This is a genomic window from Lignipirellula cremea, from assembly GCF_056501455.1.
This window is the reverse complement of the sequence record NZ_CM151415.1, coordinates 2109259-2122613: the sequence shown is the minus strand read 5'-3', so window position 1 is coordinate 2122613 and position 13355 is coordinate 2109259. Positions and strand designations below refer to the sequence as shown.

The following is a 13355-nucleotide window of genomic DNA, read 5'->3' as shown; positions in this document are numbered from 1 at the left end:
CCGCACAAAAGAGGTACGAGTCATGGTTAAGTTCGTTTCGAAGGTCGAGCGGTTCCTGAAGTCGGAAGATGGCCCCACCGCGGTCGAGTACGCGGTCATGCTGGCGCTGATCGTCATCGTCTGCCTCACGGCGATCCAGGCGATCGGCACCAACGCCTCGAACACGTTCAACGGCGTCGCCAACGCCATGAAGACGACCACGAGCTGATCCTCGATCGCTCGGGTAAAGTTCGCGAAAGGGCCTGCGGAGCGATCCGGAGGCCCTTTTTCGTGGAGCGAAGCGGCGATTCGCGGCAGAGATCGCCGTTCTGAGTCAGAAGATCCGGCACGTGTCCGAAACGCGTCCTACGCTTGTGCAGTTTCCGCGTCATGGAATCCGTCTGCGGGTTTCGTCGCGGTCAGGAGAGATGAAGCATGTTGCCCGTACTCCCTGTCGAGAGTCTCGCCGGCACGATCGAACTCGTGCTGTTCGCCTTCACGTTATTGACGGCGATCGGCACGACGCTGGTCGGACTGAGGCTGTAGACGAGCGACGCGTTTCAACCATCACCCGTTCTTGTCGGACCCGTCCCTGGATCGGACTCCGACGCCGACTTCCAAGCAGCGATATCAAGCCATGACCTTCGCATCCGCTCTCGAGACGCTGGCCCATACCTGGCACATCTGGTTCGTCTCCGTCGTGCTGATCGTGGCCGCGGTGATCGACGGGATCCAGCTCAAGGTTCCGAACTGGCTGACGTTCCCGATGATCGTCGCCGGCTGGGCCTTTTCCGCCGTATCGTTCGCCCTCGCCGGCGAACCGTGGTACGTCGGCCTGGGCTGGAGCATGCTCGGCACCGTGGTCGGCCTGGCCCTGCTGCTGCCCGCCTACGCGATCGGCGGCATGGGCGCCGGCGACGTGAAGCTCCTCGCCGGCATCGGCGCCTGGACGCTAAGCACGCACACGTTCTACGCGTTCTGCGCGACGGTCATCGTGGGAGCGATCATGGCGGTCGCCATGGTTCTGTACCGCGGGGCGTTCAAGAAGCACGCGGCGCAGTTCCAGTTGATCCTCAACGAGATCTTCACGATCCGCGACGCCGAGACGCTGTCGGAGATCGCCGCCGAGCGGAAGCCGCGGATGATGCTCCTGCCGTACGGCATCCCGATGTGCATCGGCACGCTGCTCTACTTCGCCTGGGCCGGGCTCTACTTCGGCGGCTAGTGCGCGTCCCCCCAGCTATGGCCATTCGTCGCGCGTGACGGCGATGAGGGCAACTTAGGAAACCGCGCTTCGGCCGTCGGAGCCGTTCGCTCTCGAAAAACTCCCCCAACCGGCAGATTTTGACAGCGAAAATGGAACGACCTTACCGATTAAGACAGAGACGCGGCGCGTCCGTCGTGGAATTCGCGATCGTCGCGCCCGTTTTCATCATGCTCGTCTTCGGAATGATCGAGTACGGGCGGATGGTCATGGTGCAGCAGGTGATCACCAACGCCTCCCGCGAGGGAGCCCGCAGGGCGATCGTCGACGGCGCCACGACGACCGAGATTCAGACCCTGGTGAAGGACTACCTGCAGGGCGGCGCGATGACGACGACGAATCTCTCCGTCGTCGTCACCCCCAACCCGCCCAGTTCCGCGAAGTCGGGCGACCCCGTCACCGTGCGATTGGAGATGCCGTTCAAGGACGTTAGTTGGCTGCCGGGACAGTGGTTTCTCGGTTCGCAGCAGCTCAAGGCCGAAACGACGATGCGGCGCGAAAGCGTCAACTGAGCCGCCGTTTTCGGGAACAGGTCGCATTTCGCGACCTACGTTTTCAGAGTCGCCTGTTCGCGACCTGATTTCGACACGAGAAACCTTCGTTCCCCGGAGAGCCGTCGCAGCGACGCCTCCCGCAGGGACCGAACGATCGAAGGAAACGCTGGCATGCGCGGCAAGTCGATGATGCTGATCGTGGTGGCCCTCGGGTGCGGGCTGGTGGCGTCGATCGGCGTCAGCCAGGTCCTGACGCAGCGCGCCGACGCCGGCGGCTCAGGTCCGGAGACGGCCGAGGTCTACGTCGCCTCGGCGGATATCAACATCAACGACCCGCTCGACGCCAACAACGTCACGCTGGCCGTCTGGCCCAAGGACAAGATCCCCGAAGGCGCCGTGACGGACATCAAGAAGCTGGAAGGCCAGTACGCACGGTCCTGGGTCTACCAGGGCGAGCTCATTCTGGAGAAAAAGCTCACCAACGTCCGGGGCGACAACTTCGTCATTCCGGAAGGCTATCGCGTCATGCCGCTGCAGGTCGACGCGAGCCACATGTCCAAGCTGATCAAGCCGGGCGACCGCGTCGACGTGATGCTGTACGTCCCGCCTCGCGAAGGTTTCGAATCGGTCGTCAAGACGATTCTCGCCGACGTCCGCGTCTTCTCGGTCAACGCGAAGGTCGAACGGGCCGTCGACGACAAGGAAGAAGAACTCGCCCGCTTCGTCGACGTGCTGTGCAATCCCGAACAGAGCGAAGTCCTGACCCTGGCGGCGGAGATGGGAAGCATCTCGCTCTCGCTGCGTCGTCCGGACGATCCGACCGTTACGAAGTCGGACGGCACGGCCATGTCGACCCTGATGGGGCTCAAGCAGGAACGTTCGACCGAAGTTCGCGAAGCCTCCGTCGAGGCCGAGAACGCGGAGCCGGGCGAGCAGTTCCGCAACTGGCTGGACGAAATGAACAAGCGACCGGATGCCCCGGCGGAAACTTCGCTCGCGGCGGTCGAACCCGAACCGGCGAAGCCGATCTGGACCATGGTCGAACTGACGCCGGAAGGTCCGGTCGAATACGAAATCGGCGATCCGAACAAGCCGGCGGTGCGGAAGAGCAACGTCGGCGCCGACGGCAGCGTTTCGCCGGTCTCTCCCGTGCAAACGCCTGCCGGGCCCGAAGCGTCGGAGGCCAAGGCGGTTTCGGATCGCGAACTGGCGTCGGATCCGAATCTTCTGGACTACCTGCGCAAGCAGGGCGAACTGCCGGAGGGGGTCGAATCGACGGCTCTCTCGGCGGACGACCGATCGTAAGCGATGCGAAGAATGGTCCGGTTCGATCCCGAATCGGTCCTGAGGGTCATGCCGGTAGCGATGCCGGCCGAGGGAGCGCCGAAGATCGAGGGCGCTCCGCTCCGAAAACTGAGACAGCGAACGATACGCAGGAACGCAATCCATGACGGAACGACGTTCGCCGCAGGATGACGGCGACGGCAGCGGAACTGCGACGACTCGGCGGGTTCGCCGCTGACGGGAGCTTCAGCTCCGCGAATGGGAGCCTCGGCTCCGGAGATGCGAGGCCTCGCTCCGTAGGGGGCGGGATGGATTTTCGTCCGGACGACGAAGATCGACAGGCAGTTAGCAAGGACGAACACGGATGGTTCGATCGCCTCTCAGCCGCTGGACGGCCCGACTCGCCCTCGCGGCGGCATGCTGCGGCGGCTCGTTCGCTTCCGCGCAAGCGCCGTTCGAGGCAGCCTCCGCGCCGTCGGGTTCAGGCGCCGCGCCGCTCTCCGGCCCCGGCGTCCCAGGCCAGGATTCGGTCTACTTCCGGGTCGACGCTCCCCAGCAGAAGCTGGAGATGATCGTCAATTCGAGCCGGATCCTCACGGTCGAATTCAACATCCCGCGGTACCTGGTCAACAACCGCGACATCGCGACGATCACCCCGCTGGCCGCGAACCAGATCCAGGTCTCCGCCCGCCGCCCGGGCGTGACGCAGGTCAATCTCTGGAACGAGGCCGGCGAAGTTTCGACGGTCGACGTCATCGTCTTCGCCGACGCTCGCGAGCTGCAGAACATTCTCGGGACGGTCTTCCCCGATGCGCAGCTTAAGGTGCTGCCGACCGCCGGCTCGACCCAGGGGAGCGTGATCGTCACCGGGTACGTCGCCGACCGGCAGTCGATCCCGCGGATTCTCGAAGTCGCACGCGACTTCTATCCGAGCGTCATCAACAACATCGAAGTCGGCGGCACGCAGCAGGTCGCGCTCAAGGTCAAGGTGCTGGAAGTCTCCCGCACGAAACTGCGCCAGGCGGGCGTCGACTGGGATCTCGTCTTCGGCGATACGACCCTGATCACTTCCACGATCGCCAGCACGGGCGGCGGGAACGTCGGCCTGGGCATCATCAGCGCCTCGACCGAGGTCAACGGCATCCTGCAACTGCTGCAGCGGAACAACCTCGCCAAGTTGATGGCCGAGCCGACGCTGACGACCGTCTCCGGTCGCGCGGCGAGCTTCAACTCGGGCGGCGAAATCCCGATCCCCACGAGCGCCGGCCTCGGCAGCACCACGGTCGAGTACCGCCCCTTCGGTACGGGGCTCGACTTCGTTCCGATCGTGCTCGGCAACGGCAAGATCCGCCTGGAAGTTCGCCCCGTAGTGCGGGAAGTCGATCGCAGCCTCGCCGACCCCGTCACGGGCGTGCCCGGTTTCCGTACGCGTCAGGTCGATACGGCGGTGGAACTGATGCCGGGTCAGACGCTCGCGCTCGCCGGTCTGTTGCAGACGCGAACTTCGTCGAGCCGCCAGGGCATTCCGTGGCTCTCGGATCTTCCGTGGGTCGGCGCCGCGTTCCGCACCGTGCAGGAAGAGAACAACGAAGTCGAACTGCTCGTGCTGGTGACGCCCGAACTGGTCGCTCCGCTCGACCCGCACGAAGTCCCTGCCTGCGGCCCGGGCCAGTTCACGACCAGCCCCGGCGACGTCGATCTGTACTGGCGGGGTTATATCGAAGTGCCGCGAACGGACAACTTCAGCGCCCAGTTGCCGCCCTCTCAGTGCGGCCCGGGCGGCTGCCCCGCCCCCGGCGTGGCGTACGGCTACGGCGAAGGTCACTATGCACCCGGTCAGCCGCAGCTCTTGCCGCAAGGCGCTCCGCCGACGATGCATCCCGAGATGATGCCGCACGGCTCGCCGATGCCCGCGTCGCCGACGGTCGAACCGGCCGGGAACGATCCGAACGCCGCGCACCGGACCCAGGCACGTCCCCGCACGACGCACGCTCAGGGCCAGCAGACGGCGCCGCCGCTGTCGGCGGCACGCACCGCCCCTTCGAGGATGGCATCCGGCGCCCCTCAGCCTCCGGGCCTGATCGGTCCGGCGGGTTACGATCCGCTTCACTGATCCTTTCGCGAACGCAGCCGTCCGCCACGAACCTTTCGCGAATCGATTGATCGCACGCCATGTCGCACGTCCTTCGAATTGCCGTCGTCGACCCGAACGACAAAACGCGAGAGGGTCTCAAGAACCTGCTCCTCGGAATGGATCAGGTCTGGCTCGAAGCGGAGTGTTCGCGGTTCGAATTCTTCCTCGACGTCGTCGGCCAGACTAAGCCGGACATCGGAGTCGTCGCTCTCGACAGCAACGTCGAGAAGGCGCTGAAGCTGGTCGAGGAAGTCCGCCGCCAGAACCCGGACGTCGCCATCGTCGTCGTCAGCAGCGCGAGCGACGGACAGGTGATTCTCCGGGCGATGCGGGCCGGGGCGCGCGAATTCGTTCCCGCGCCGGTGAAGACCGAGGACCTGGTCACCGCGCTCGAACACGTCAGTTCGCAGAAGCTCGGCCAGACAGGCGGGAAGAGCCGCTCCTGCACCGTCATCGCGGTCGCCGGTTCCATGGGCGGCGTCGGCGCCACCAGCATCGCCGTCAACCTCGGCGCGATCCTCGCGAAAGATCCGGCGAATTCCGCGGCGCTGATCGATCTCGATCTCGCGCTCGGCGACGCGGACGTCTTTCTCGACGCGATCCCCGACTTCACGCTGGTCGACGTAGCCCAGAACGTCAGCCGGCTCGACTTCACGCTGCTGAAGCGCTCGCTGACGAAGCATTCGTCGGGGCTTTACCTGCTGCCGCGACCCGTGCGGTTGCAGGATACGGCGCTCATCACGCCGACCGACCTGGCGCGGGTCTTCGGCCTGCTCAAGGCGACGTTCTCGCATTTGATTCTCGATCTGTCGAAGTCGTATACCGACGTCGACCTCGCGGCGCTCAAGGCCGCGAATCAGATCCTGCTCGTCACGCAGCTCGACCTCCCCTGCCTGCGGAACGTCGTGCGACTGATGATGTCGTTCGAAGAGGAAGAAGGGCTCAAGGAGAAGGTCAAGATCGTCGTGAACCGGGCCGGCCTCGACTCCGGGCAGATCAGCCTGAAGAAAGCCCAGGAGACGATCGGCGGAGAGATCTTCTGGCAGATCCCCAACGACTACCGCGTGATGAGCGAGATGCGGAACAACGGCACGCCGCTGATCGTGTCGGCGCCGAAGGCGGGCGTGACGCAGTCGCTCATCGCGATGGCGCAGGAGCTTTCCGCCGCGGGACATTCCGACGACAAGGGCGACGGCAAAGACGCGAAGAGCGGCAGCAAGAAGGGGGGCGGCTGGTTCGACCGCCTGATGCCGACGAAGAAGGCTTAATCGAGCATCTTCGGCTCGAACGCCCGACTCGCGCGGTGCATGCGACGACGGCGCCGGTAGGATGTTTGACATCGACCCGCCGACGTTTGCGGTCGCGTCGCGAGCATTGACGGGGCGGGTTAAATCCCTCGCTGCGATACGGGGCGCTCGCGCTTCCATGCCTGGCCGGTCAACTTTACGATGACGGAGGATAGCATCCTGGGATGCTTTCTTTTCGTTCATCTCGTTGAGCGGTCATCCGATGCATGCTCCGGCTGCGCCTCCGCTGGATATCGCCTGCGACGCGTCACTTGATGCGGAGGCATCCGACGCGGCCGGACGTGCGAGAATTGAAGGCATCCGTCGGCGTCGAGCGTACTGGATTATCGCAGGGGTCGCGCTCGTTCTTGCGGTTTCGATCTGCGTCGTCGCCTTCGTCCTCGAGAACCGGGCCCTTTATCGCCCCGTCGACGAGATGAACGGGCGACTGATCGACGAAGGTCTGCCGACCTCTTGGGAGGGCGTACGCGCGGCGGCGCTCCGGCCGCCTGATGAACTCGACGGAACCGTCGAGTGGGAGGCGTTCGCGTCGAAGTATCCCTACATCCCACATCTTTCTCTGATTGAACTCGGGCCAGGAAAGCCGTCCGTCGATTCGCGCTTCGCAGAGGCGGAGGCAGAATCTCAGGCGTGGCGGACCGACCTCCGAAAACTGGCCGACACGGGGACCTATCGGCTGACCGCTTACGATCGGAACTGGCTGCGTCGCTACGACCACCTCTATCACAATGACGCGGCCGCCGTGGAGCTTAACCTGTGCAACTTTCTGACGACCAGGGCTAAGCATCTTCGCGAGATCGGCGACGCCGACGAGGCGGCCGATTCGCTCGCGCTTGCGTTGGCCGTATCGAAGAACGGCCGCTACGAACCGTTCATGCGATGGGGCAAGGTCTATTCCCTGTCCATGATCTGTCAGCAGATCGAAAAGCTTCTCGAAGAAAGCGAGCTCTCGCCGGATCGTTGGGCCGAATTGCAGCAGTCGCTGGAACGGTGCGACGTTCAGGAGGGAGCCGCGTCGGCGACGCTCCACGAACTCCTCTTCGTTCGCGATACGGCGATGGCGTCGTCGCTCGTGTGGGCAGGTCTCGGGCCGATCGACGAACGCGTCGCCCGGCATGCGTTGGTCCGTCGGCTCGACCTTGCTGACCGACATCGTCGGGCGCAGGCCTTGCCTCCGCTGGAACGGCTCGAAGCGGCACGGCTTCTCGACCTGGAAGAGGACCGTATGGACGCGCACCCCGGACCTCTCGAGAACGAGGCGACGGCCGAGTTCGTTCGCCGCAGCCGAACCTATCCGACTTTCGTGTGCGACGGATTCTTGGAGTTCGAGCTTTACCAGCACGTGACGGAACTCCGCCGCCGGGCCACGATCGCCGGCATTGCCTGCCGCCGACACTCGATCGAACGCGGCGACCTGCCGGACGACTGGTCCGATCTGGTCGCGTTTCAGATCGCCGAACCGCCGACGAATCTCTGGACGGGCGACGCGATGACGCTGAAACGGGACGACGGCGTCGCTTATGTCGAGTTCGACTGGCCGGAAGAAGCGATTCCGTATCTGTCCGAGATGCCGACGGACGGCTCCGATCCGATTCGGCAGTTCCGAAAGGTCGCAATTCCGCAGTCGCCCGGGCTTGCGCCATGAGGGCGCCACGTGGCGCTGAAACCTTGGACGAGCTGCGAGAGAGATTTACGTGCTACGCTCGCTGGAGGCAGAGCATCAGACCGGGTTCAGCCCAGCGCGACCGCGAACGCGACGGCGTGCGTGCGGCAGTGGGACAGGCTGATCCGCACGGAGCGAATGCCGAGCTGCTCAGCCCGCAGGCGAAGGGGCCCGTGCAACAGCGGCACGGTGTTTCCCGAGCCGCGAATCTGCAGTTCGACCGTCTTCCACGACATGCCCCGCGGCGGCTCGATCTGAAGCGCCCTGACGGTCGCCTCCTTCGCGGCCCAGAACGCGGCGTACTGCTGCGTCGCCTGCGTGCGGCTGGAGCAGTAGCGAATCTCCCCTGCGGAGAAGACGCGGGCGAGAAAGCCTTCGCCGTGCCGTTCGATCAGGTTGTTGATCCGCAGGCACTCCACGATATGCGTTCCGACGCCGATCGTCCGGCCTGTCTCCGGCTCCCCCATCATCGGTCGTCGCTCCCGGGCATTTCCGCAGCAGGGGGATTCTCGGGCGAGGGAGCCGTCGACTTCTCGTCTTGGTCGCCTGGTTGCTTGAGCGCGTCGATACGCTTCGACAGCCGCTCCAGCTCGCGCGCCAGAAGTTCGTTCTCCTCGCGACGAAGTTCGATCTCTTCGCGTTGCAGTTCGATCACCTTGCGGTATCGCTCCAGCGCCTTTTCGAGCAGCTTTCGCGCTTCGTCGTCAGCGATATCCCGGGCGGGAGCTTCGGCGAGAGCCGGCGGATCGGCATCCGTATCCGAGGACGCATCGGGTCGTTCCGCAGTCGCTTCTTCGAAGTACCGGGCCAGATCGTCGCGTTTCACGACCACCTTCGGCGCGGAGCGTTCGAGGAACTTCACGCTCTGCTCCGGGTCCAGCGGTACGCCGCCTCCCAGCACGACGTTGAACGAAAGCGCGACGCCGCCTCGGAGAACGCGAAACGACATCTCGTCGCCCGGCTGCTTGAACAGCGTGGGGCGAATCGCCTGGTAGACGCTGCGGATCTGCACGCCTTCGGCCGCGACGACGACGTCTCCCTTCGCGAGGCCGGCCCGGTGCGCGGGCCCGTCGTTTTCGACCTCGGCGACGACGACCAGTTCGTTCTTCCCTTCCAGGATCATGCCGACCGTCGGCCGGCGCCGCTGCAGCACGATGACCGAATCGTCGGTCGCGGCGCCTTCTTCGTCCTTGCGCGATTGGGCGTAGGCACGCACCAGACGCTCGACGTGCGAGACGGGCACGGCGTAGGTCCAGCCGCCCCCCAGCGCTTTGCCGTCCTGCACGATCACCCCGAGCAGGTTGCCCTTCGTATCGACGATCGGCCCGCCGGCGGACGTCTCCGCGGCACGCACGTCGGCCTGAAGCAGCGGCGGATAGCTCGATCCGACATACGTCCGGTCGACGCCCGACACCAGGCCGACCGACACGACGGGCGACTCCGCTCCCCAGCCGGCGGCTCCCAGCACCCACTGACCCGGCGCCGGCGATTCCTTGGCCGGAACGAGACCCGTCCGCTTCGCCTCCTTGAGACGCAGCAGAGCCAGCCCCGAGTGCTCGTCGAACGCCTTCAGCGCCGCATCGTCCTGAGCGCCCCCTGGAAACGTGACCCGCAGGGAAGTCGCCTGCGCCGCTTCGAGCGGACAAATCAGCAGGCCGTCCGCCAGACAGATGGCCGAGTAGACGCGGATTTCGTCAGAGCCCTTCGTCGATTTCGTCTTCGCCGCGTCCTCCGACGTGCGGATCGCCGCCCGAACGGTGCAGACGTTCCCCATCAGACTCGCGGCGGCGGCCTCGAAGGGAACCGGCTCCGTGGCGAACGTGGAATGGGAAAGCGTCGTCAGGGCGAAGGTGAACGCGAGCGTCCACGCCCCCCTCCTTCGCCGTCGCGGCGAGACGCTGCTTTCCGCGATCGACAGGGGGGAGATCATGAGGACGAGGGTTCGTTCGCTAACGCCGATCGGTCGCGACCCCGGAAATCAGAACGAGATCCGGACCGCGGTCTCTTCGTCGCCGTCTCGTTCGTCGAGCAGGTCGAACATCGCTTCGCGTTCGGGCTCGGATCGATCCCGCAGCAGGCTCTCCAGCCGACGATAGTCGCGGTCGTTCGCCAGCGACAGACTGACCGTGCGGACGGGCACGCCCCTCGGCTTCGTCGAATCCAGGCTGCCAATCGTCCCGCCCGCGCTCGGCGACGCCTCTGCTCCGAGCGAGTCGTTTCCGAGCACGTCGATTTCGGCGACTGTATCCCGTGATCGATCGGTCGCGGCGGAGTAGATCGCCGTGCCGACGATGGCCGCGAACCCGATCGCCGCGGCGGCGCCCACGCCGAACGAGCGACGCGCGGGACGCGAATTTCCGCTTCGTTCCTCGGCCTTATGCGATTGCGGAGCCATGGTTTCGACCGGCGTCGCGTTCACGATCTCGTGCTCGCCGCAGGGGAGGCGATCCGCCGATCCAGCGGGGTACGTGCTCGCCAGCGCTTGCGCCTCGCCCGCCAGACGCTCCGCCAGTTCGAGCAGATCGTGGGCCAGTTCGCCCTCGAACGGCTCGTCGCTCTCCGGCAGAGGGCCTTCGCAGTCGAGGCCGTCGACATGCGCCTCCGTCGCCGCTTCAGCTTCGGCCAGCGGCTCGTCGAAGAGGCGCAGCCGCGCGGCGTCGTCAGAGGAGGGAAAAAGTTCGGATCGCTCAGTCATCGGAAGCCAGTTCGGCCATCGGAAAGGGAGGAAGCCGTTCGATCGCTCCGCGATCCGCGCTCAAACTTCGTTTCAGGTTCGACAGTCCGTGGAAGATCCGGGACTTCACCGTCCCCAGCGGGCACTGCAGGGTCTCGGCGATCTGTTCGTAGGCGAGCCCCTCGCTGAACCGCAACACCAGCGCCTGCCGCTGTCCGTCAGGCAATCGGGCGACGACCGCCCACAGACTTTTTCGCCACTCTTCCGCTTCCAGCGGCGTCTCGACCGGTTGCGCCGGGGCTTCGCTCTCGAGCCGTTCGCCGACGGTTTGAAGTTTTCGTTTTCTCATCCCGTAGCGTCGACGTTCGCGACGCTCCAGGTTGAGCAGGATTCCGTAGAGCCACGTGTAGACCTGGCTGCGTCCCTCGAACCGTTTGCCGTCGTGTTCCGCCGAGGCCTGCCGCGACAGAACCAGAAACGTCTCCTGCGCCAGATCGTCCGCATCCCAGGGATCGCCGCACAGCACGAGGGCCGCCCGGTGAATCCGCTCGAAATGCTCCGCCGTCAGGGCCTGAACGTCGAACCGCGGTTCGACGGCGCTCCCTGTCGGACTCTCGTTCGGCGCCGGCGAAACGTTCCGCGGGGAATCGCTTCGCGACGCGCTTGTTCGCCCCATTCCAGCCTCCTCTGGCCATACCCGTCGGACGCCAGGAGAGGACGCCCGCCTTCGATCGTATCGGCGGCGGGAGCGGACTTCAAACGCTAAGTCACGAAACAGTCGTCGCTTGCGCGATCCGGGGGCCGATCGCACCGATGCGACCCTTCCCACGGACCTCGCCGCTTCGAGGAATAGGTGCGCCGTAGCGGGCGCGAAGTTCAATTCAGGCGGAGGGAAAGCTTGTCGTAGGGTGGGTCTCGACCCACCTGTCGTTGACACCTCGCTCGATGCGCAAGCAAACCGTCGCCGTCGCCCCGCGGACGATTCGACCTCTTCGCGCACAACACAGAGGCCGCCTCAACCGGAGACCCCGGGCGGCAGATTTGTGCGAGCGACAGGTGGGTCAAGACCCACCCTACCGGGACTACTCCAGATCCAGCTTCAATTCCGCCATCGCGTCCTCCTCGATCAGACGCAGGCGGAGCCAGTTGAGGCAGGTCTTCGCGAAGCGGGGCTGCACGATCGCGGGGTGCCCGCCGGCCGGAAACGATTTCAGCTCCGTCCCCTTCTTTCCGCACAGCACGGCAAGCCCTTCGCGAGCCGTCGAAAGATCCTCCAGCGCCTGAGCCTGCAGCAGATCGTCGTCCGAATCGTAGAAGCCTGACGCCGGCGCCTTGTCGTTCAGGATCGGCCCCAGCAGCAGAACCCAGTCGACGTCGTACGCTTCCCGGCAAGCCTCCGCCGCACGCCGCGCGTCGCGAGGCAGATCGATCGGATCCTCCAGGCGGAGTTCGTCCTCGCCGTCGAAGGTGGCGCCCCCCCCGAACGCTGCGGAAAAGACGCGGGCGAGCGGACGCCGGCGCCGGAAGAGCTGGCTGCCGCGGAAGGTCGCCTGCGTCGGATCGACGTCGCACAGCCACTCCGTCGCGAGGCCGCCCGTTCCCCATTCGACGATGGCGAGCGTCTCCCCCCGGGCCTTCAGGCGGGCGATGACGACGTCCTGCAACTCTTCGTCCTCCTGGCCGAAGACGAGCGTGCCGAGTTGCCGGTCGATCTGCTGAACCGTATCGGCGATCTTGGTCGCGACTTCGCTTTCGGACTTCCCTTCCGCGACGATCCGCAGGCTGATCGTCGCCTCGTGGACGGTGATGCCGACCAGCGGATCGCGACCCCGTCGGATCAGGTCGGGGATCTTCGCTTCCAGATCGCTTTCGCCGACGCCGAAGCACTTTACCCGTCGCATCCCCAGGTAGGTTCGCCCCTCGCCCGAGATCTGTCCGATCCGCGGCAGGACGCCCGTTCTCCACATCTCCTTCATCTCGGCGGGAACGCCAGGCAGGCAGGCGAAGGCAGGCTTGCGGCCTCCCGCTCGCGGCATCTCCATCCAGATGCCGGGCGCCGAGCCATGCGCGTTGAACAGCGCCTCCGCCCCCCGCGGGAACATGGCCTGCACGCGATTCTTGGGGGGCATCGTGCGGTAGCGCTTCGCGAACAGTCCCTCGATGTGGGCGAGCGACGCTTCGTCCAGCACGAGTTCCACACCTGCCGCCGCGGCGAGCGCCTGTCGCACGAGATCGTCGTCCGTCGGACCGAGTCCGCCCGAGCAGACGATCAAATCGGCCCGCTCCGCCGCCTCGCGAAAGACGCGTGCGTTATCTTCGAGGTCGTCGCCGACGGTCGAATGAAAGGCGGGTCGCAGGCCGATTTCCGACAGTCGCTGGGAGAGCCACTGCGTATTCGTATCCAGCCGCTGGCCCGTGACGATTTCGTCGCCGACGGAGATGACTTCGACGCGCATGATTCCTCGGATGCGATGGCTCTAGCGTCAACTGATCGGCAAAGATTCTAGAACCGCCGACGCGAACCCGGAATCACGGCAGCGAGTCGGAAGGATGGCG

12 protein-coding genes are annotated in these 13355 nt (G+C 65.4%); 7 read left to right on the top strand and 5 right to left on the bottom strand.

Annotation, left to right across the window (positions count from 1 at the left end; all coding sequences use genetic code 11):
* Positions 1 to 22: 22 nt before the first annotated feature.
* The 7 genes from SH602x_RS08210 to SH602x_RS08180 all read left to right on the top strand — a co-directional run bounded on the left by SH602x_RS08210 (position 23) and on the right by SH602x_RS08180 (position 8107).
* A complete protein-coding gene (locus SH602x_RS08210) occupies positions 23 to 208 on the top strand; it encodes a Flp family type IVb pilin (protein ID WP_479468928.1) in 186 nt (61 codons plus the stop codon).
* Between the two features lie 408 nt (positions 209 to 616).
* Positions 617 to 1204: an A24 family peptidase gene (locus tag SH602x_RS08205; protein WP_479476326.1), complete on the top strand. Its 588-nt coding sequence runs from the start codon at positions 617 to 619 to the stop codon at positions 1202 to 1204.
* A 176-nt stretch (positions 1205 to 1380) separates the two neighbouring features.
* A complete protein-coding gene (locus SH602x_RS08200; RefSeq protein WP_479476325.1) occupies positions 1381 to 1755 on the top strand; it encodes a TadE/TadG family type IV pilus assembly protein in 375 nt (124 codons plus the stop codon).
* 153 nt (positions 1756 to 1908) lie between these two features.
* Positions 1909 to 3042, top strand: a complete 1134-nt coding sequence (gene cpaB / locus SH602x_RS08195; protein ID WP_479476324.1) for a Flp pilus assembly protein CpaB — start codon at positions 1909 to 1911, stop codon at positions 3040 to 3042.
* A gap of 343 nt (positions 3043 to 3385) precedes the next feature.
* Positions 3386 to 5134, top strand: a complete 1749-nt coding sequence (locus tag SH602x_RS08190) for a type II and III secretion system protein family protein (protein WP_479476323.1) — start codon at positions 3386 to 3388, stop codon at positions 5132 to 5134.
* A 59-nt stretch (positions 5135 to 5193) separates the two neighbouring features.
* Positions 5194 to 6423 carry a CpaE/TadZ family protein gene (locus SH602x_RS08185; protein WP_479476322.1) on the top strand — a complete coding sequence of 410 codons (1230 nt, stop codon included), beginning with the start codon at positions 5194 to 5196 and terminating at the stop codon, positions 6421 to 6423.
* A gap of 241 nt (positions 6424 to 6664) precedes the next feature.
* Positions 6665 to 8107: a hypothetical protein gene (locus SH602x_RS08180; protein ID WP_479476321.1), complete on the top strand. Its 1443-nt coding sequence runs from the start codon at positions 6665 to 6667 to the stop codon at positions 8105 to 8107.
* An 86-nt stretch (positions 8108 to 8193) separates the two neighbouring features.
* Here SH602x_RS08180 and acpS read toward each other — a convergent pair whose 3' ends face one another.
* From acpS to SH602x_RS08155, 5 genes are all read right to left on the bottom strand, one after another.
* Positions 8194 to 8595, bottom strand: coding sequence for a holo-ACP synthase (gene acpS / locus SH602x_RS08175; protein WP_479476320.1), 402 nt, complete (start codon positions 8593 to 8595; stop codon positions 8194 to 8196).
* A complete protein-coding gene (locus SH602x_RS08170) occupies positions 8592 to 10055 on the bottom strand; it encodes a S1C family serine protease (RefSeq protein ID WP_479476319.1) in 1464 nt (487 codons plus the stop codon). Before SH602x_RS08170 ends, acpS begins: the two co-directional genes overlap by 4 nt.
* Before the next feature lie 48 nt (positions 10056 to 10103).
* The gene (locus tag SH602x_RS08165) at positions 10104 to 10820 is read right to left on the bottom strand and encodes a hypothetical protein (protein WP_479476318.1); all 717 of its coding nucleotides are present in this window, start codon (positions 10818 to 10820) and stop codon (positions 10104 to 10106) included.
* A complete protein-coding gene (locus tag SH602x_RS08160; protein WP_479476317.1) occupies positions 10813 to 11475 on the bottom strand; it encodes an RNA polymerase sigma factor in 663 nt (220 codons plus the stop codon). Before SH602x_RS08160 ends, SH602x_RS08165 begins: the two co-directional genes overlap by 8 nt.
* Before the next feature lie 406 nt (positions 11476 to 11881).
* The gene (locus tag SH602x_RS08155) at positions 11882 to 13255 is read right to left on the bottom strand and encodes a competence/damage-inducible protein A (protein WP_479476316.1); all 1374 of its coding nucleotides are present in this window, start codon (positions 13253 to 13255) and stop codon (positions 11882 to 11884) included.
* Positions 13256 to 13355: the final 100 nt, after the last annotated feature.